Source organism: Knoellia altitudinis, assembly GCF_042666355.1.
GTDB lineage: Bacteria > Actinomycetota > Actinomycetes > Actinomycetales > Dermatophilaceae > Knoellia > Knoellia altitudinis.
Genome location: NZ_JBHTDK010000001.1, coordinates 3106034 through 3122712, shown reverse-complemented (window position 1 = coordinate 3122712; position 16679 = coordinate 3106034). Strand labels below are relative to the sequence as shown.

16 protein-coding genes and 1 riboswitch are annotated in these 16679 nt (G+C 70.4%); of the genes, 2 read left to right on the top strand and 14 right to left on the bottom strand.

Annotation, left to right across the window (positions count from 1 at the left end; all coding sequences use genetic code 11):
* The first annotated feature begins 57 nt into the window (after positions 1 to 57).
* Complete coding sequence (gene pdxY / locus ACFQW8_RS14700; protein WP_380088512.1) at positions 58 to 912, top strand: pyridoxal kinase PdxY; 855 nt, start codon at positions 58 to 60, stop codon at positions 910 to 912.
* A gap of 69 nt (positions 913 to 981) precedes the next feature.
* Here the strand turns inward: pdxY and ACFQW8_RS14695 are convergent, their stop codons facing one another.
* The 14 genes from ACFQW8_RS14695 to ACFQW8_RS14630 all read right to left on the bottom strand — a co-directional run bounded on the left by ACFQW8_RS14695 (position 982) and on the right by ACFQW8_RS14630 (position 16243).
* Positions 982 to 1365, bottom strand: coding sequence for a hypothetical protein (locus ACFQW8_RS14695; protein ID WP_380088511.1), 384 nt, complete (start codon positions 1363 to 1365; stop codon positions 982 to 984).
* On the bottom strand, positions 1362 to 2231 hold the full coding sequence (locus ACFQW8_RS14690) for a CbtA family protein (protein ID WP_380088509.1): 870 nt from the start codon (positions 2229 to 2231) through the stop codon (positions 1362 to 1364). The genes ACFQW8_RS14695 and ACFQW8_RS14690 overlap by 4 nt, the downstream gene beginning before the upstream one ends.
* 30 nt (positions 2232 to 2261) lie before the next feature.
* On the bottom strand, positions 2262 to 2468 hold the full coding sequence (locus ACFQW8_RS14685; RefSeq protein ID WP_380088508.1) for a CbtB domain-containing protein: 207 nt from the start codon (positions 2466 to 2468) through the stop codon (positions 2262 to 2264).
* A gap of 28 nt (positions 2469 to 2496) precedes the next feature.
* A riboswitch (cobalamin riboswitch) is annotated at positions 2497 to 2683 on the bottom strand.
* An 82-nt stretch (positions 2684 to 2765) separates the two neighbouring features.
* On the bottom strand, positions 2766 to 3893 hold the full coding sequence (proB, locus tag ACFQW8_RS14680; RefSeq protein ID WP_380088506.1) for a glutamate 5-kinase: 1128 nt from the start codon (positions 3891 to 3893) through the stop codon (positions 2766 to 2768).
* Between the two features lie 9 nt (positions 3894 to 3902).
* Entirely contained in the window at positions 3903 to 5435 is a 1533-nt protein-coding gene (obgE, locus tag ACFQW8_RS14675; protein WP_380088504.1) for a GTPase ObgE, read from the bottom strand.
* A 336-nt stretch (positions 5436 to 5771) separates the two neighbouring features.
* Positions 5772 to 6044, bottom strand: coding sequence for a 50S ribosomal protein L27 (rpmA, locus tag ACFQW8_RS14670; protein WP_009778364.1), 273 nt, complete (start codon positions 6042 to 6044; stop codon positions 5772 to 5774).
* A 35-nt stretch (positions 6045 to 6079) separates the two neighbouring features.
* Positions 6080 to 6385, bottom strand: a complete 306-nt coding sequence (rplU, locus tag ACFQW8_RS14665; RefSeq protein ID WP_380088680.1) for a 50S ribosomal protein L21 — start codon at positions 6383 to 6385, stop codon at positions 6080 to 6082.
* A gap of 131 nt (positions 6386 to 6516) precedes the next feature.
* Positions 6517 to 9591 carry an Rne/Rng family ribonuclease gene (locus ACFQW8_RS14660; RefSeq protein ID WP_380088503.1) on the bottom strand — a complete coding sequence of 1025 codons (3075 nt, stop codon included), beginning with the start codon at positions 9589 to 9591 and terminating at the stop codon, positions 6517 to 6519.
* Between the two features lie 177 nt (positions 9592 to 9768).
* Positions 9769 to 10518: a TIGR03936 family radical SAM-associated protein gene (locus ACFQW8_RS14655; RefSeq protein ID WP_380088502.1), complete on the bottom strand. Its 750-nt coding sequence runs from the start codon at positions 10516 to 10518 to the stop codon at positions 9769 to 9771.
* A 78-nt stretch (positions 10519 to 10596) separates the two neighbouring features.
* On the bottom strand, positions 10597 to 11532 hold the full coding sequence (locus tag ACFQW8_RS14650; RefSeq protein ID WP_380088501.1) for an MSMEG_6728 family protein: 936 nt from the start codon (positions 11530 to 11532) through the stop codon (positions 10597 to 10599).
* Between the two features lie 197 nt (positions 11533 to 11729).
* Positions 11730 to 12926 carry an endonuclease/exonuclease/phosphatase family protein gene (locus ACFQW8_RS14645; protein WP_380088499.1) on the bottom strand — a complete coding sequence of 399 codons (1197 nt, stop codon included), beginning with the start codon at positions 12924 to 12926 and terminating at the stop codon, positions 11730 to 11732.
* Between the two features lie 324 nt (positions 12927 to 13250).
* On the bottom strand, positions 13251 to 13712 hold the full coding sequence (locus ACFQW8_RS14640) for a VOC family protein (protein ID WP_380088498.1): 462 nt from the start codon (positions 13710 to 13712) through the stop codon (positions 13251 to 13253).
* A gap of 32 nt (positions 13713 to 13744) precedes the next feature.
* Positions 13745 to 14251, bottom strand: a complete 507-nt coding sequence (locus ACFQW8_RS14635) for a GNAT family N-acetyltransferase (RefSeq protein WP_380088496.1) — start codon at positions 14249 to 14251, stop codon at positions 13745 to 13747.
* A 3-nt stretch (positions 14252 to 14254) separates the two neighbouring features.
* On the bottom strand, positions 14255 to 16243 hold the full coding sequence (locus ACFQW8_RS14630) for a TIGR03960 family B12-binding radical SAM protein (protein ID WP_380088494.1): 1989 nt from the start codon (positions 16241 to 16243) through the stop codon (positions 14255 to 14257).
* Positions 16244 to 16324: 81 nt separating this feature from the next.
* Between ACFQW8_RS14630 and ACFQW8_RS14625 the strand changes: the two genes are divergently transcribed.
* Positions 16325 to 16678 (top strand): VOC family protein, encoded by a 354-nt coding sequence (locus ACFQW8_RS14625; RefSeq protein ID WP_380088492.1) that lies wholly within the window; start codon positions 16325 to 16327, stop codon positions 16676 to 16678.
* Position 16679 lies beyond the last annotated feature (1 nt).

Below are 16679 nucleotides of genomic sequence, written 5' to 3'. Positions count from 1 at the left end.
AGTGGGCGGCATACCGGCATCTCGAGGACGTGGTCGTGAGGTGGAAGGATGGCGGGCGTGACGACGATCCTCTCCATCCAGTCCTCGGTCGCCTACGGCCACGTCGGCAACAGCGCCGCCGTCTTCCCGCTGCAGCGCCTCGGCGTCGAGGTGTGGCCGGTCAACACCGTGCACTTCAGCAACCACACCGGCTACGGCGCGTGGCGCGGCCCGCTGCTCGCCGCCGACGACGTCCGTGAGGTGATCACCGGCATCGAGGAGCGCGAGGCCATGCCCGAGATCGACGCGGTGCTCTCGGGCTACCAGGGCGGCGAGGAGATCGGCGACGTCATCCTCGACGCCGTGACCCGGGTCAAGGCGGCCAACCCTGCGGCGATCTATGCCTGCGACCCGGTCATGGGCAACGCGAAGTCGGGCTGCTTCGTCCACCCCGCGATCCCGGTGCTGCTGCGGGAGCGGGTCGTGCCCCGGGCCGACCTCATCACCCCCAACCAGTTCGAGCTCGGCTACCTCACCGAGACCGAGCCCGAGTCGCTGGACGACACGCTCGCGTCGGTCGAGAAGGCCCGCGACATGGGCCCGTCCACAGTGCTCGTGACGTCGGTGCTCCGGCCGGACCGACCCGAGGGCACGATCGAGATGCTGGCCGTCGCCGGGGACCACGCGTGGATCGTGCAGACGCCGCAGCTGCCGATGAAGGCCAACGGGTCCGGCGACGTCACCGCCGCACTGTTCACCGCCCACCTGCTCGAGAGCGGCGACGCAGGTGTGGCTCTGGGTCGCACCGTTTCGAGCGTCTTCGACCTGCTGCAGCTCACGCTCGACTCGGGGCGGCGCGAGCTGCAGCTGGTCCAGGCGCAGGCCGCACTCGCCGCGCCGCAGATGCAGTTCGAGGTCGAGCAGCTGAACTGACCCGGCACAACCTACCTTGTGTGCCTGAGAACGGGCTGTAGCCCGTTCTCAGGCACACAAGGCGAGGTTTCAGAGGGCGACGTGGGCAGTCGACAGACCGCTCGGCGGGAAGGCCAGCCGAGCCACCAGGTCGGGGGGGTCGGTCCACCCCGGTCCGCCCTCGTGCACCCAGGCGAGCAGCGCGTCCACCGTCACCTCGTCGAGCACGCCACGCACCCAGACAGGTCGACCGCCCGCTCGACGCCCCGACGGTGACGGCGACACCACGACGACGTTGGACTGGTCGCAGGCCAGCAGGCAGGTGCTCACCGACACCCGCACGCCACCTCGGGCGCCGTCCTCGAGTCGGGCGAGGAGCCCGTCGTGGTCGACGCCCGGGTGCTGGCGCTCCGTGCCGCAACAGCAGTCACGGCAGACCCGGATCGTGCAGGTGGTGTCGTTGCGCCGACTCACGCGTCGGCACGTGCAGGTGCGGCCGTGGGGGCCCGCCCGGCAGCGGAGAGCTCCTGCTCATGCGCCGAACCGGAGTCGCCCGAGGAGGAAGGCTGCTTCGCAGCGACAGTGCGCTCCATGAGCAGCCCGAAGACCGTCCCGAGCGTCACCCACATGGCCGCCAGCTGTGCGAGCGAGGCCACGCGGAAGTCCCACAGCAGGGCAGCCGGGACGTCCTCGGGCACCGCGTCGGGACTACCCGGCAGCACGACCACGACGACGACGACGGCAAGGACCGTCGCGAGGACGTCCAGCGACCACCGGGTCGAGTCGGCGAGCCCGCGCGCGGCCAACACACGGTCGAGCATCGGGACTGCCAACGCGATCGCCACACCGAGGAGCAGTGACAGGACATAGAGCCACGTGCGCTGGGTGACCGTTGCGGGGTCTCCGACGGCCGGGGGGTTGGCCGGGACGACGATCGCTGGCAGGAGCGCGATCGCTCCGAAGCCGATGGCTGCGAGACCGAGCGAGCGCCAGAAGTCGCTGTCGCCGGCCAGGCGGTGGCGAGCCTTGGCAAAGACCACCGCGAAGATCACGCCGAAGGCGATCCCGACGAGCATCGACGTGACCGCACCCCCGATGACCTGCTGGGCGCGGGTGACGAGCTCGCCGCCGTGCGCCGGCAGGATGGCAGGGATGGCGAACAGGGCCGACTCGCCGGCGTGTCCGCCTGCGTGTCCACCGGATGCACCACGTCGGTCCTCGATGACGAGGGCCTTGCGGATGACGGGCTCGACGAGGAGCCAGATGACAAGTGCTGAGGCCAGACCGGCGGCAGCACCTGCGGCCACGCCTGCGCGCAGCACGGATCCAAAGCTGATCACGTGACGTTCGTGTGGGAGGTCAGGTCGGGATCAGTGGCACGGCACGCCGAGGGCGTGGCGCGCGTCGTGAGTGAGCTCGTGCAGCACCTCGGCGTTCGACGCGCTGAGCAGCGCGCCGTTCTCCTGGGAGACGAAGTAGAGCGCGAACACCGCGACGGCGAGCAGCGCCCACGCCCACAGGGGGACGCGGATGCTCGCGAGCGATGCGGGGACAGCGACAGCTGAGGAGTTGGTCATGATGGGACCCTTTCGTTCCATGCCTCGTGGACTGATCTGCGCCGCAGCCGGTCTCCTGGCTTCCAGATCACCACAACTCCTCGGCCTTCCCGGCAGCCCGGCGTGAACCTGCGGCTGTCAGTGGCGAACGACGAGGAGCCACTCCCTGGTCACAGTGGCGAGGACCACGTCGGAATCACACCGACTTCCCGTGCACTGCGGCATTCGGCATCCTGCCACAGGGCTCATGGTTCGTGCCGACCGTGTCCCCCTTGCGTGTCCAGGGAGGCGGGGAAAAGCGTTCTGGGAGAACGCAGCTCAGAGCATCACGAGGTCGTCGCGGTGGATGACCTCGCGTTCGTAGGCAGCGCCGAGGTCGCGCGCCAGGTCGTGCGTGCTGCGCCCGAGCATGGGCGGCAGCTCGCCCGAGGAGTAGTTCACGAGGCCGCGCGCGATCGCCTGGCCGTCGGGTCCGCACACGTCGACGGGGTCACCGCCGGTGAAGGTCCCCTGCACCTCGACGATGCCCGCGGGCAGCAACGAGGTGCGCCTCCTGGTCAGGGCGGACACGGCCCCGTCGTCGACGATGAGCCGTCCGCGCGGCGTGGTGGCGTGGGCGATCCACAGCTGCCGGGAGGCTCGCGAGCGCGCCTGCGGAGCAAAGACGGTGCCGACGTCCGCACCCGCGAGGGCGTGTGCGGCATCGGCGAGGCGGGACAGGACGGTGGGTATGCCGGCCGCCCCCGCGATGCCGGCCGACTCCACCTTGGTGGCCATGCCCCCACTGCCGACCGAGCTCCCGGTCCCGCCGATCTCGATCCCGGCGAGGTCCTCCCCTGACAGCACCGCCGAGATCCGCTGGGACCCCGGTCGCGACGGAGGGCCGTCATAGAGGGCGTCCACGTCGGTGAGGAGGACGAGGGCGTCCGCGCCGACCAGGTGCGAGACGAGGGCGGCGAGACGGTCGTTGTCGCCGAAGCGGATCTCGTGGGTGGCGACCGTGTCGTTCTCGTTGACGATCGGGACGATGCCGAGGTCGAGCAGTCGCGTCAGGGTCCGCCGTGCGTTGGTGTAGTGCGTGCGACGGGTGACGTCGTCAGCGGTGAGCAGGACCTGGCCGACGGTGAGGTGGTGGTGGGCGAACGCGCGAGCGTATGCCGCGACGAGGGCGCCCTGACCGACGCTGGCAGCAGCCTGCTGGGTGGCGAGGTCGCGAGGACGCGCAGTCAGGCCCAGCGGGCCGAGTCCGGCCGCGATGGCACCCGACGAGACGAGGACGACTTCTCCTCCGCGCTCTCGCACGGCGGCCAGGTGGCCGACGAGAGCGACCAGTCGCGCCTCGTCGATCGCTCCGCCACCGGGCCCGGTGAGCGAGGACGAGCCCACCTTGACGACGACGCGACGTGCCTCGCCGATCGCGGCGCGCAGGACCGCCTCAGTGCCCACGAGCCGCGCTCACTCGTCGGTGTCGTCGCGGGCGGTGGCCCAGTGTCCGGCCTTGCGCTCGGCGGCGAGCGTCTCGCGCGCGGCCGTCTGGGCGTCCTTGCGGCCGTGGAACTCCTGGCGCTTCTCGCCGCGGCTCTTGCGGTCGTTCTCGCCGAGGCGCAGGTCGGTGCCTCGGGGACCGGTGAGCAGCTCGGCGCCCGCCGCCATCGTGGGCTCCCAGTCGAAGACGACCGAGTTGTCCTCGGGGCCGATGACGACGGTCGAGCCGGCGACGGCGCCGGCCTTGTAGAGCTGCTCCTCGACCCCGAGACGACTGAGCCGGTCGGCGAGGTAGCCGACGGCTTCGTCGTTGGAGAAGTCGGTCTGGTGGATCCAGCGGGTCGGGCGGTCACCCTGCACCCGGAAGACCTCGCCGTCGGGTGAGTTCTCCTTGCGGACCGTGAAGCCGGTGTCGTCGACGGCCTTGGGGCGGACGATGGCGCGCGGTCGCTCGACCACCAGGGCCTCCATCTCGGCGCGGGCGGCAGCGACGTGCTTGGCGAGCGAGAAGGTCAACTCCTTGAGCCCGGTGTGCGCGACGGCGCTGACGATGTGGACCTCCAGCCCACGGGCCTCGAGGTCCGGCTTGACCATCTCGGCCAGGTCGCGGGCGTCGGGCACGTCGGCCTTGTTGAGGACGACGATGCGGGTCCGCTCGGACAGCGGTCGGCCGCCGAGGCTGTCGTCGGGGACGTAGGCCGCGAGCTCGGCCTCGATGACGTCGAGGTCGCTCATCGGGTCGCGGTTGGACTCCAGGGTCGCGCAGTCGACGACGTGGACGAGCACGGAGCAGCGCTCGACGTGGCGGAGGAACTCCAGGCCCAGGCCCTTGCCCTCGCTCGCGCCCGGGATGAGGCCGGGGACGTCGGCGATCGTGTAGCGGGCGCTGCCGGCCGTGACGACGCCGAGGTTGGGGATGAGCGTGGTGAACGGGTAGTCCGCGATCTTGGGCTTGGCCGCGCTCACCACCGACACGAGCGAGGACTTGCCCGCGCTCGGGAAGCCGATGAGGGCGACGTCGGCGAGCGACTTGAGCTCGAGGACGATCTCAAGGGCCTCGCCCGGCTCCCCGAGAAGGGCGAAGCCCGGGGCCACGCGCCGTGCGGACGCGAGCTGCTTGTTGCCCAGACCTCCACGACCTCCTGCGGCGACGACGAACTCGGCGTCATGCCCCACGAGGTCAGCCAGGATGTCGCCGGCTGCGTTCTTGACGACCGTGCCCTCGGGCACGGGCAGGACGAGGTCGGCGCCGTCGCCACCGTTGCGCTCGTCGCCGCCACCGGGCTTGCCGTTGGGTGCCCGACGGTGCGGCGTGTGGTGGTAGTCGAGGAGGGTCGTCGACTGGGGGTCGACTCGCAGCACGACCGAGCCACCCTTGCCGCCGTTGCCCCCGTCGGGTCCACCGAGGGGCTTGAACTTCTCGCGCTTGACCGAGGCCACGCCGTGCCCGCCGTCACCGGCCGCGACGTTGAGGACGACGCGGTCCACGAAGTTGACGGCCATGAAGGGTTCCTGCTCTTTCACAAAGGGTTGAAGGTGGTGCGAAGTGCGTCGAGGCGTTCTGGGTGCCCAGTCTACGGGCGCCCCCGCGTACCCCTCGCGTCTGCGGATGCGGCTGCCCCAGCAACCGACAGGCGCAGACGCGACGAGAAGGGAGCGGGCGGCATACCCGAAACGTCGGCGGACTCGGGCGGACTCAGCGGCTCCCGCCGCCCTCCGCGCAGACGCAGGGTCGCCGGGGAGACGAGAAGGCGGGCCGGATCGAGATCCAGCCCGCCCTTCGCGGTGGTGAGGAGGCGCCGGAGCTCAGCTCACGGCGTGCCCGCCCCTCACCGGAAGTCACTCAGCGGCGACCGTCTCCGGGGTGGGAACGATGTTGATGACCTTGCGGCGGCGCTTGGTGCCGAACTCGACGTTGCCCGCGACGAGCGCGAACAGGGTGTCGTCGCCGCCACGACCGACGCCTTCACCGGGGTGGAAGTGCGTGCCGCGCTGGCGGACGATGATCTCGCCCGCGTTGACGAGCTGGCCGCCGAAGCGCTTGACGCCGAGCCGCTGGGAGTTGGAGTCGCGACCGTTACGGGTCGAGGCTGCACCCTTCTTGTGTGCCATGTTTCTCTACCTTCGTGAGTCTGTGGACGGAACGCTCAGGCGTCGATCGAGGTGATCTTGATCTGGGTCAGGTGCTGACGGTGACCCTGACGCTTGCGGTAACCGGTCTTGTTCTTGTACTTCATGATCACGATCTTGGGACCCTTGGCCGCCTTGACGACCTCGGCCTTGACGGAGACCTTGGCCAGCTTCGTGGCGTCGGAGGTGACGGTCGAACCGTCCACGACGAGAAGCGGGGTCAGGTCGATGCTGTCGCCGGCCTGGCCGACCTTGTCGATCAGCAGGAGGTCTCCGACGGAGACCTTTTCCTGCCGACCACCTGCGCGAACAATCGCGTACACAGTGGAGCTCACTTTCGAATCAGGATGCACTCGCTCTGGATGACCGGCTGACAGCTACCCGTTGCCTCGCGTGTTCGGAAGAACACCCAGGACGACGGACATCGGCTCGGTGGGCGCACCGACGGACAAGACTATCGGTCGCCCTCGCCCTGCTCCAAATCCACGGCCTTCGGCGGACCAGCCGGGGCGACGACCCGCCCACGCTTGCGGCGGGGCCGCACGACGGGCTCGTCGATCGGTGCCGGCTCGACGACGACCGGGCGGGCCGGCTCGGAGTCCTCAGCGCCGTCGAGCCGCCCGACCTCGGCGACGACCGAGGGGGCGCTCGGGGTGCTCGGCGTGCTTGGCGTGCTCGGAGCGGTCGAGGTGGTCTCGGGAACCGCGGCGGTCGTGGGCTCGGCGCTCGACGCGTCGGCCGGGGGCGCGGCGAGCTCGGCGACATCGTCGTCGGTGGGCTCGCCGGACATGGACTTGATCGCCGCGGCGTGCGCCGCCGCCGCGATCTGGGCCGCGGTGGGTCCGTTCGGCGCTGGGGGCGCCTCGGTTGCCGGGGATCCCTTGGCAACGCTCACCTGACCCGAGTCTGCGCCCTTGCCGCGACGACCCCGGCCACGGCTGGACGCCCCGTTGCCCTTGTCGCTGCCCTGTCCACCCACGGAGCCGTTGGAGTGACCGTGCTCGTTGGAGGTGCCGGTGCGGTCGACGGGCTCGCTCTGGACGATGATGCCGCGCCCGGCGCAGTGCTCGCACTGCTCGGAGAAGACCTCGATGAGACCCGACCCGACCCGCTTGCGCGTCATCTGGACGAGCCCGAGCGAGGTCACCTCGGCGACCTGGTGCTTGGTGCGGTCGCGACCGAGGCACTCGAGGAGGCGCCGGACCACGAGGTCACGGTTGGACTCGAGGACCATGTCGATGAAGTCGATGACGATGATCCCGCCGATGTCGCGCAGCCGGAGCTGGCGGACGATCTCCTCGGCGGCCTCGATGTTGTTCTTGGTGACCGTCTCCTCGAGGTTGCCCCCGGAGCCGATGAACTTGCCGGTGTTGACGTCGACGACAGTCATGGCCTCGGTGCGGTCGATGACGAGCGAGCCGCCGGAGGGCAGCCAGACCTTGCGGTCCATCGCCTTCGAGATCTGCTCGTCGACGCGGTGGTGCGTGAACAGGTCCTCCTCGGACGTCCAGTGGGTGAGGCGCTTGGCGAGGTCGGGGGCGACGTCCTCGACGTAGCCACTCACCTCGGCCCACGCCTGGTCACCCGAGACGATGAGCTCGCTGAAGTCCTCGGTGAAGACGTCACGGATGACGCGGACCGTGAGGTCCGCCTCGCCGTGGAGCAGGACGGGGGCGCCGCCGCTGCCGGCCTTCTTGGAGGACGCCGCGGCGACCTTCTGCTGGATCTTGTCCCAGGCCTTGGTCAGGCGCTCGACGTCGGCGCGCAGCTCCTCCTCCGAAGCACCCTCGGCAGCCGTGCGGACGATGACGCCCGCGTGGTCGGGGACGACCTCCTTGAGGATGGCCTTGAGGCGTGCCCGCTCGGTGTCCGGGAGCTTGCGTGAGATGCCCGTCATCGACCCCTCGGGGACGTAGACGAGGTAGCGGCCCGGAAGCGAGATCTGGCTCGTGAGGCGGGCGCCCTTGTGCCCGATCGGGTCCTTGGTCACCTGGACGAGGACGGTGTCTCCGGAGCCCATGGCGTTCTCGATGCGCTTGGCGCGGTTCTGCTCGAGACCGGCGGCGTCCCAGTTGACCTCACCGGCGTAGAGCACGGCGTTGCGGCCCTTGCCGATGTCGACGAAGGCGGCCTCCATCGAGGGCAGGACGTTCTGCACGCGCCCGAGATAGACGTTGCCGGCCATCGAGGCGTTGGTCTCGCGGGAGACGTAGTGCTCGACGAGCACGCCGTCCTCGAGGACCCCGATCTGGGTCTTGTCTCCCTTGCCGCGCACGGTCATGACGCGCTCGACCGACTCACGGCGGGCCAGGAACTCGGCCTCGGTGATGATCGTGCGACGGCGCCCGGCCTCGCGGCCCTCGCGACGCCGCTGCTTCTTGGCCTCGAGACGCGTCGACCCCTTGACGGCCGTCGGCTCGTCGTTGCGCTCGCGCTCCTTGCGGGGCTCGCGCACCTTGGTCACCGTGCCGGGCGGGTCGTCGCCCTCGGCTGAGGAACCGGAGCGACGACGGCGACGGCGACGGCGGCTCGTGCCGCCTTCCTCGCTGTCGTTGTCGTTGTCCGCGTCGTCGCCACGGCCTTCGGCGTCCGTGCCGTCCTCGTCGGACCCGGCGTCGTCGGACGCGTCGGCGTCGTTGTCGTCGGAGTCGCCCTGGTCGGATCGGTCGTTGCCACCGCGACCACGACGCCCACGCCCACCACGACGACGGCGGCGGCCACCCTCCTGCGGCTCGTCGGCGGAGTCGTCCGGGCCGTCATCGTCGCTCTGCTCGTCGATCGCCACGTCGTCCTCGGTCGAGTCGACGGGCTCGGCGGCCTGGGTCGCCTTTGCTGCCCTGCCCCGGCGGGACCTCTTGGGCCTGTCGCCCTCGCCCTCGACCTCGTCAGCGGTCGCCGGCTGAGCGGCCTTGGTGGCCCGGCCCCTGACGGGCCTGTTCGGAGCGGGCTCGTCCTGAGTCGCCGCCTCCTCGGGCGCGGGGTCGATCGTGCCCTCGCTCGGCGCCTGGGCAGGTGCGGTCGCACGGCGGCGCCGCGGAGCGGCGCTGACGTCCGGAGCCTGGAAGACCAGGCCGAACGACGGAGTCTTCACGGGTGCATCCGCCTTGAGGGCCTCGGCGAGAGCGTCGGCCTCCTCGTCGGTGTCGGTCTCGGCGTCAACGTCGACCTCAGCCGTGGTGAGGACCGGCTCCTCGTCGGCAGCAGGCTCGGCGACCGGGGCCTCCGGCTCAGCGGCGACGGTCTTCTTGGCGCTGGCGGCCTTCTTCGCAACCTTCTTGGCGGTCTTCTTGGCCGCCTTCTTCTTGGGCGTGACCTCGGGCGCGACCTGAGGCGCGTCGTCCGAAGCGGGCGGAGCCGAGGCTTCGCTCTCCGGGAGGTCGATGCCGAGATCGGCCGCCTCCGGAGCGGCGGCCTTCTTGGTCGCTCGCCGGCGACGGGGCGCCTTCGCGGGTGCGGCCTCGACGATCTCACCCGCGCCGCCGTCGGTCGTGGTGTCGATGTGAGTGGTGGCTTCGTCCTGGGTAGCCATGGGCTGTGACCCTCTCGGCGCCACGTGGCCGTCAGCCACACCATCTGGGCGTGTGCCCGGACCTGCCGACCCCGTGGGGCGCGTATCGCAATCGTGTCAGGTGGAATTTCCCGACCCGGAAGTCATGTGCTGTCCCCGAGGGTTTCGCGCGGCCTGGATCTCCGCTGCGGCAACCTTTCAGGAACCGACGGCGTCCTTGTCGGCGGCCAGTGGATCGGCCACCCCAGCAGCTGCCGTGAGCAGCGGGCCCTGGGCCAGCCGGGTCACGAGTGGTGGAACCGGAGGCCTGAGCTCGGTCACTGCGTGCAGTGCGGTCAGGATGTCATCGGGGCGAACGGACGGTGTGGTGTGCCGAACGACCATCTGCAGTATCGCACACGAGTCGTCCTCGCCCCCGGTGGCGGCCATGGACACGACGGGCGAGCGGACGTCGAAGGTCTTGGCTCCGGTCTTGAACATGCGGGTCACCTCGGCGGTCTCCACCGCGAGGAAGCGCTCCACGGCATACGCCAGGGTCGCGAGGTCGACCCCACGCATCTCGAGACGCCAGACACTGGCCTCGAGCCGCTCGGCGAGGCTTCCCGGGCCGGCCTGGACGACCTCGATGACGTCGAGATCGGGCGGCAACGCTCCGTCGAGCGCCAGGCGCAGGGCCTCCGGGTCGACGCGCTCGGTCACTGAGATCTCGAAGTACTCGGCCTCGCTCGCCGTGCCCGTCGGCGCCGCGTTGGCGTAGCTGATCTTGGGATGCGGGTGGAAGCCGGCCGAGAACGCCATCGGCACCCCGGAGCGCCGCAGGGCGCGCTCGAGGGCCCGTGCGAAGTCGCGTGTCGAGGAGAACCGCAGCCGTCCGCGCTTGGCGTAGCGGATGCGGAGCTTCTGGACCGCGAGGGGCGGCGGAGGGCCTTCAGGGGTGCGACGAGCCATGGTCCGCCCAGCCTATTTCACCGGTGGGCCCAGACTTCCACGCCCGTATGCCGTCCGGCCGACACGTGCCCTGTCGGCTCAGCTGCCCGGGATGACCAGGCGCGGTCGGCCGACGCCGGCTCCGGGGTCGCCTGCGGGCGGTGTCACGACCAGCCCGGCCCCCAGGTCGTCCGCGAGCGTCCGCGTGACGAGTCCGCGCCGGACGAACCGGAACTCCGGGACGACCTCGGCCTCCTGCACCATCGCGAGCCGGTCGGCGCCCGAGGGTGGGCGGGCCGTCGACGGGCTCACCGTGCCCGTGCTCTCGCGCGGCTCCGGTGGCGGGCCGCTGAGCGGGAGCGGAGGCAGGTCCACGACCCAGAGCGTCGAACCGGGGGTGCACAGGCCGGCGAGCAGCGCCAGGACCCTGGCGTCGGGCGCGTCCTGCCCCGCCAGGACGACGTCCGACCCCAGCGCCAGCCGGCGCACCGTCTCGGCCGCACCAGCCGGCGCGTCGTCGAGGCCGAGAAGCGTCACGGCGTCCGCGAGCGCGAGCGGCTCGCCGTCTAGTCGGTGCACCGGCCACCGGGGGAAGGTCGGGTCGGGCCACACGTAGGGCAGGTCGCCGGGGACGTCACCGAAGTACCGCCGGTAGTGCTCGGGGTCCTTGCGCGCCAGGGCCGACCGGTGGCTGAGGTGTAGCGGCTCGTCGCCCACCCAGGGCGGCAACCGACCCTCCTCGTTGAGCACGTCCCAGTCTGGTTCGACCCCAGCGGAGAACTCGAGCAGCGAGCTTCGCGTGGAGTCGGCCCGTCCCCTGGCCTGCCACTCGTCGATGCACGCCAGGCCGTAGGCGACGAGTCCGGGGACGAAGCCTCGCCACATGCGCGTGACCGGGTGGTTCTTCCATCCGTAGGTCGGCCAGGTCAGAGCCCGCAGCACCTGGAAGGTCTCCACCCGTTGCTTGCCGAGCCGGCGGTCGTCCAGAACGGCGGCGCTAGCGCGCGGGTCGGCATACGGGAGGAACGTCTGCATCGCTCCCTTCTACCCTGTGCGCCCCGCCGGATGCGCACGAGTGGACCGATGTTTCTCGCAGGCGGGCACCGCACCTCTCACCACCATTGGGCAGCCTCCCCCTCGGGCGACCCACCACCCGAGCCACCACAGACGCAGATATGCCCGTGGCACCGGTCGAGTGCCACGGCATACCCGACGCTTGTCTGACGGGAGGGTCAGCGCAGGGTGACGTCCGCCCAGACGAGACGGTGGTCGCTCGTCGGGAAGGGGAACACGCCGGTGAGGCGGGACAGCGGGTCGGCCAGGACCGGCCAGAAGACGCCGGCGTCGTTCACGGTGAAGCTCCTAGACAGCAGGGTGTAGTCGACCCGGAGGTTGCCCGGCGCGCCGTCGGCGAAGTCGGCCGTGTCGTACTTGGGATCGCCCTCGTGGGTGAGGTTGGCGCCGCCCTGGAGTCGAGCGGCCTCCACCGCGCCCTCCGACGTGGCCAGCGGGTCGACGATGCGCTTGTTCCCGAGCAGCTGATGGATCGCGCCGTCGTAGGAGTCGCCGTCGGCAGGGTCGGCGTTGTAGTCACCGAGGATGACGAAGCTCTCGCTGGGGTTGAGGCCACCACGCGTGCCGGCGTCGTCGTAGATGTAGCGCCCCTGACCCGGGGTGACGTAGTCGGCCCAGAAGCGGATCTCGTCGTGGTTGCGGCGACCGTTGCGGTCCTCGGGGCCGTCGAAGGTCGGCGGTGTCGGGTGCGCCGCGAGGACGTGGACCGTGCGCTTGCCGACCGTCACCGGGACGTCCCAGTGCGACTTGCTCGAGAGCCGCAGGACGTCCTGCTCCGCGGGTGAGTACCAGTCGGTCGGAAGGACGTTGCCGGGCATGTCCTGCCACAGGAAGTTCTGGAACGTGCGCACCCCGTCGGTCTGGATCGGGTACTTGGAGAGGACGACCATGCCGTACTGCCCGGGGAAGAGGCCGAACCCGTAGGCGTCGTCGCCGCCCCCGACCGCGCCGTCGTTGTTGAGGTCGACGCCGCTCGGGATGCCCGTGTTGGAGGGCGCGACGAAAACGTAGGGGTACTCGACCGCGGCTGCCCCGTTGTGCGGCACCTCGAGGTAGTTGTCGCGGAAGAGGTCGACCGCCGCGCCGCCCTCCACGTAGTCGAACTCGTTGAGGAGGACGACGTCGGGGTTGGCGCGCTGGATGACCTCGGCGACCGCCTTGGCCTGGGCGTTGTCGGGCGTCGACAGGTCGCTGACCAGCTGGCCCGCGACGTTGCGGTTGAGCGAGAGGTTGTAGGTCGCGACGCGCAGCGACTCCCCGCGGTCGGGCTGGGCCGACGCGCTGGATGCGGCGGTCAGTGGCGCGAGTGTCAGCAGGGCCGTGGCGCCGATCAGGGCGGCTCGGGTGAGGTTCATGGGTGGTTCCTCCGTCAGGTTTCCAGGGGGTCCGCTCAACCTAGTCATGCTCGGGGGCGAGGAGAACCTTCGAAGGTGAATGGCTCATGAACCTGTATGCCGTCCGGCTGGGCTCTCGTGACCACGTGCCGCGGGTGGACCAGCAGCTCGCGACGACGGATCACCATGTCGACGACGACGAGGTTGATGGCAAAGGGCGAGCGACTGCGCGTAGGGGCCGGCTGTGGAGACGGCCGCCTCGGTGCCGGCCGATGTGGAGACGAGGTGCAGACCGACCAGCGCGGCACCTCCGAGCGCTCCCTGACCGAACCCTCGGACAGGCGGTCAGTCCAGACAGAACTCGTTGCCCTCGGGGTCCTGCATGACGATGAACCCGGCCTCCATCGGCGGCTCCGGCTCGACCCGCCGCACGCGCTGCGCCCCCAGGGCCTGGAGCCGCTCGCACTCGGCCTCCAGCGCCGCCATCCGCTCGTCGCCCTCGAGACCGGGGGCGATGCGGACGTCGAGGTGCACGCGGTTCTTGACGACCTTGGCCTCGGGGACCTGTTGGAAGAACACCCGGGGACCCTTGCCGTCGGGGTCCTCGGCCGCGGACCGGGAGTTGTGCTGGTCCTCGGGCACCCCGATCCTCGTGAGGAACTCGGTCCACGCGGCAAGCGGGTCGGCGCCGTCGGGCAGCTCGGTGCCCGGCGGACCGGGGATGACGTAGCCCAGGGCGGCGGCCCAGAAGGTGGACTGGGCGCGCGGGTCGTGGGCGTCGAACGTGACCTGGATCGTGCGGCTCATGTCTCCACAGTGGCACCGGGGTCCGACAGGGCTCAAGACAGGTCGAGGCGCATGAGGTCGTCGGCCGGGCGGAAGCCGAGCGAGGCGTAGAACGGGACCGACATCTCGCTCGGCGCCAGCACGACCCTCACCATGCCCTCGGCGCGGGCCCACTCGACGACGGCGTTCATGAGATCCGCGGCGACGCCCTGCCGGCGGTGCTCCGGCAGCACGAAGACGTTGGCGACATAGATCCAGCGCGCGGATCCCCGTCCCGGGACCGGCATGCGTTCGAAGACGGCCGCGTTCGCCATCCCGACGGGTATGCCGTCCGCTCCCCTCGCGATCCACGCTCGCCTTCCAGCGCCGTTCGACTCCCACCACGCACGCATCTCGTCAGCGAGCGTGAGGGCTTCGGCCTCGTCGGCTGCCGGCTTCCAGGCGAGGCGAAGCGCGATGACGTCGTCGAGGTCGGAGCTCGAGCGAGCCAGAACCTGGTGAACCGACCACCTGTGGATGGTCGGTTCGCCAACTGGTGGCTCGCTCGGCGGGGGACGCAAGGGTCAGGCGTGGGTGTGCTCGGCCATGCCTGCCTTGCCGGCGCCGAGGACGGTGAGCGGCAACAGGGTCTTCCCGGTCGGGCCGATCTCGATCTCGGTCCCCAGCTGAGGGCACACGCCGCAGTCGAAGCACGGCGTCCAGCGGCAGTCGTCGACCTCGGTCTCGTCGAGCGAGTCCAGCCAGTCCTGCCAGAGCCATTCCTTGTCGAGGCCGGAGTCGACGACGTCCCAGGGCAGGAACTCGGACTCCTCACGCTCGCGCGTGGTGTACCAGTCGACGTCGATCGGCCACGGGCAGGCGGCGAACGCCTTCTCGGCGGAGGCCATCCACAGCTCGTAGGAGAAGTGCTCGCTCCAGCCGTCGAAGCGACCGCCGTCCCGCCACACCTGCTCGATGACCGCGCCGACTCGTCGGTCACCACGCGAGAGCAGTCCCTCGACGATCCCGGGCTTGCCGTCGTGGTAGCGGAAGCCGATGGAGCTGCCGAAGCGACGGTCGGCGCGGATGGCGTCGCGCAGCTTGCCCAGCCGGGCGTCGGTCTCGTCGGCCGAGAGCTGCCCGACCCACTGGAAGGGAGTGTGCGGCTTGGGCACGAACCCACCGATCGAGACGGTGCAGCGGATGTCCTTGCGGCCGCTGACCTGGCGTCCGGTCTCGATGACCCGCTTCGCGAGCTCGGCGATCTGCAGGACGTCCTCGTCGGTCTCGGTGGGCAGGCCGCACATGAAGTAGAGCTTGACGTTGCGCCAGCCCGCCCCATAGGCCGCCGAGACCGTCTTGATGAGGTCCTCCTCCGTGACCATCTTGTTGATGACCTTGCGGATCCGCTCGCTGCCACCCTCGGGCGCAAAGGTCAGCCCGGAGCGGCGCCCGTTGCGGGTGAGCTCGTTGGCGAGGTCGATGTTGAAGGCGTCGACGCGGGTCGACGGCAGGGACAGCCCCGTCTGGGTGCCTTCGTAGCGGTCGGCCAGCCCCTTGGTCAGGTCGGCGATCTCGGAGTGGTCGGCGCTCGAGAGTGAGAGCAGCCCCACCTCCTCGAAACCCGTTGCGGCGAGGCCCTTCTCGACCATCTCACCGATCCCGGTGATCGAGCGCTCACGCACGGGGCGGGTGATCATCCCGGCCTGGCAGAAGCGGCAGCCGCGGGTGCAGCCGCGGAAGATCTCGACCGACATGCGCTCGTGCACCGACTCGGCGAGCGGCACGAGCGGCTGCTTCGGGTAGGGCCAGGCGTCGAGGTCCATGACCGTGTGCTTGGACACGCGCCACGGCACGCCGGGCTCGGTGGGGGCGATGCGCTGGATGCGACCGTCCGGCAGGTAGCTGACGTCGTAGAACCCGGGGACGTAGACGCCGCCCGTCCTCGCAAGGCGCAGGAGCAGCTCACGGCGACCACCCGGCATACCCTCGCGCTTCCAGGCGGAGACGAGCGCGGTGACCATGAGCACCGCCTCCTCGCCGTCGCCGATGATCGCGGCGTCGATGAAGTCGGCGATGGTCTCGGGGTTGAACGCGGCGTGGCCCCCGGCGATGACGAGTGGGTGGCCGTCGATGCGGTCACGCGCGTGCAGCGGGATCCCGCCGAGGTCGAGAGCGGTGAGGAGGTTGGTGTAGCCGAGCTCGGTGGAGAACGAGACACCGAGCACGTCGAAGTCGCCGACCGCGCGGTGCGCATCGACCGTGAACTGCGGCACGCCCTCGGCGCGCATGAGGGCCTCCATGTCCGGCCACACGGCATACGTCCGCTCGCACAGCACACCCTCGCGCTCGTTGAGTACCTCGTAGAGGATCATCGAGCCCTGGTTGGGGACACCGACCTCGTAGGCGTCGGGGTACATGAGCGCCCATCGCACCGTCGCGTCGCCACCGCAGTCCCAGTCCTTGACCGTCGAGTTGAGCTCGCCGCCGACGTACTGGATCGGCTTGCTCACCTGCTCGAGCAAGGGCTCGAGCAGGGGGAACAGGGAGTCGCCAGCAGTACGGGTGTGCATGCGCCAAGGGTACGTTCGCCTGTTGCCGAGCCCAAAGTCACGACGATGGACGGTGTCGGCGCCCCTGCCTACCGTGGGGTCATGGGACAGACACATCACGCCATCTCCTACATCGAGCTGGCCGCGGGTGACGTCGAGGCCGCCAAGGCCTTCTACGCAGGCGCCTTCGGCTGGGAGTTCACGGACTACGGCCCGGAGTACGCCGGGATCAAGGGTCCCGACGGCGAGGAGGTGGGTGGCCTCAACGGCACCGCTGACGCCGGATCGGGTGGGCCGCTCGTGCTGCTGTACTCCGACGACCTCGCGGCGTCGCAGACGGCCGTCACCACTGCTGGAGGCACCATCACCCGAGGGCCCTACGAGTACCCCGGTGGCCACCGCTTCCACTTCACCGACCCGAGCGGCAACGAGCTCGGTGTCTTCGCCACGAGCTGAG